Here is a 1,623-nt window from a genome sequence, read left to right as displayed (position 1 = left end):
GTTGTGCGCGATCTCGGCATCGCGCACAACGGCCACCATGCGGCGCGCCACGTCACGGGTCTCTTCACGCGTGGCGCCGGGCAGCACCGCCGCGAATTCCTCGCCGCCCAGCCGGGCGCAGAACTGCTCGCCGGAGAGCGTGCGGGCCAGGGCGCCGGCAATCTGCCGCAGGCAGTCGTCGCCGGCCACGTGGCCATGCAGGTCGTTGTATTGCTTGAACTGGTCCACATCCAGGATCAGCAGGCCCAGCGCCTGGCTGCGCTCGCACGCCCGGGTCACGGCCGCGATCGACTCGCGCTGGAAGTAGCGCCGGTTGCGGATGCCGGTCAGGGCGTCGATGTCCAGGTCGGCCTGCACCTGCCACAACTGCTCTTCGGTCTGGCCGAGCCGCGCGGTCAGGGCCCGCTCGCGCGACTGGAAGCGGCTGATGTCGCGCAGGAACAGCAAGGTGCCGATCTGCCTGCCGTCGAGGCGGCGCACTGGTTCCACGGTCAGCTCGAACGGTGAGCCCGGTGGCAGGAACGGTGCGCCAGCCGTGTTCGCCGGGGTGGCATGGGCAGGTTGCAGCGCCGGGTACCAGGCTGCCGGCAGGCGCAGGCCGTGGCGCAAGGCCGGGCACTGCTGCGCCGCGGCCGGGTTGAACGCCACGACCAGCTCCTTCCTGTCGACGATGACGCAGCCTTCACCCAGGGCATCGAACACGCGCAGCCGTGCATAGTGGACGATGTCGTCCAGGTGCGTGCGCAGCGCGCAGAACCACAGCAATGCGACCATCAGCGAAAAAGTCGCCGGCGTCAGGTCGCCGCCGAACGGGCCGGTCCAGCGCAAGATGTAGGCAATATGCGCCGCCATCGGCAACAGCAGGCCCGCGGCCAAGGTGGCGCGCCCCCGGCGCGACAGCGCGTCGTTGGGCACCTCGGCGGTGACCAGGAAATACAGGCTCAGCGCCAGCAGCAGGTAGGTCCAGGCGGCCGCGACGGCATAGCCCGCGCCATGTTCGAAGACCGCGCCCGGCGCGACGCCGGGCGGCATCAGCGTGATGCGCCGCCAGATCAGGTGGTGGCGCTCGTTGGTGAATACCAGCACCACGGTGACCACGGCCACCAGCACGGGCAGCCACAGCCTTGACCAGGGCACTACATGGCGCGGGCGGCTCAGGTGCACCATCGCCACCAGCCAGCCGATCGGCACCGCAACGATCCCCACGTACTGGATCTTGGCCCACAGGATACGTCCAGCCAGGTCGCTCGAACTGATCTCGAGCAGCCGTCCGCTGCTCCAGATTGCCGCGCCGCCGGCCAGCACCAAGAAGGCCCGGACCGTCGGGTCGTCGCGCCGCGGCCAGGTGGCAATGGCCATGCCGACACTGGCGACCGAGGCGATGGTAAGCAGGAGAACCAGGGGGTAGGAGGGCATGGAAAAGAGGGCGCGTCCCGAGACCCAGGCCTTGGCTCCGGCGCCCGGCAAGGCGCACGCGCCCGTTGCGGCGATCCGCGGTCTCGTCAGCCAGCATGATACCGGGCTGCGCGGCTCGCTTGGCCGTGGGGTGCGCCGATGCAACAGGTGGCAGGTAGTGGGGGGGGGGGGGGCCCCCGACCGGGATGCATGCGTTCGACCGGCCGG

Annotated in this window: 1 protein-coding gene; it reads right to left on the bottom strand. The window is 70.3% G+C overall.

Annotated elements, in window-relative coordinates:
* Positions 1-1,416, bottom strand: a 1,416-nt coding sequence (locus AC3WRR_RS30230) for a histidine kinase N-terminal 7TM domain-containing protein (protein ID WP_492298913.1), incomplete at its 3' end; no start/stop codon positions are given.
* Positions 1,417-1,623 lie beyond the last annotated feature (207 nt).

The organism is Cupriavidus sp. FW305-3-2-15-C-LB2, assembly GCF_058787575.1.
Note: the sequence above shows the minus strand (reverse complement) of the source record. Positions and strands in the feature narration are given on the sequence as shown.